Annotated in this window: 1 protein-coding gene; it reads left to right on the plus strand. The window is 39.3% G+C overall.

What is annotated here, in order from left to right; translation table 11 throughout:
• The coding region (locus D5R40_RS33615) for a TetR/AcrR family transcriptional regulator (protein WP_205127890.1) at window positions 1-568 on the plus strand (568 nt) is incomplete at its 5' end.
• Window positions 569-638: the final 70 nt, after the last annotated feature.

Consider the following 638-nt stretch of genomic DNA (forward strand, 5'->3'; position numbering starts at 1 on the left):
GTATCTTGCTAGCGTTATGAAAAACAAAGGTAAAACTCAATGGATTGAAAAAGGTTATGAAGCCGTGTCGGAAGTTGGCTTTACCAATGTCAACATTGAGTTCCTTGCCCGAGCATTGAGCAAAAATAAATCGTCGTTTTACTACTATTTCGGAGACTGTGACGGATTTGAGGAAGAATTATTAGCTCACCATTACTCCAGCGGGCAAGTGTTCGCTGTTGAAGCGAATAGCTGCCAAAGAATCATCCCCGACATGATCGACTTATTCTTAAACAACAAAACGCATATTTTCTTTCACAAACAACTTCGGATTCACAGACAAAAGCCAAAGTTCAAGACCTGCTTTGAATCGGCCTATCAGATGTTCGAAGATGCGATCATCGAACAATGGGCTTCCTTCTTGAACATGAAGGAGCAACCTATGCTAGCCGGTAAAATTCTGAGGCTCATCAGTGAAAACTTTCTCCTACAGATCACCAATGAAAATTTCACCTATTCCTGGCTAAAAGACTATCTCTTTGAGACCTCAACTCTACTAACAGACACCAACTCAAAAGCCAAGAAATAACTCCTATTAAACGCAACCGTCTATAAAATCTAATTGACTAAGGTGAAATTTGTATAAAATCAATTAGGTA

The sequence above is a fragment of the Okeania hirsuta genome (assembly GCF_003838195.1).
GTDB classification, from domain to species: domain Bacteria; phylum Cyanobacteriota; class Cyanobacteriia; order Cyanobacteriales; family Microcoleaceae; genus Okeania; species Okeania hirsuta.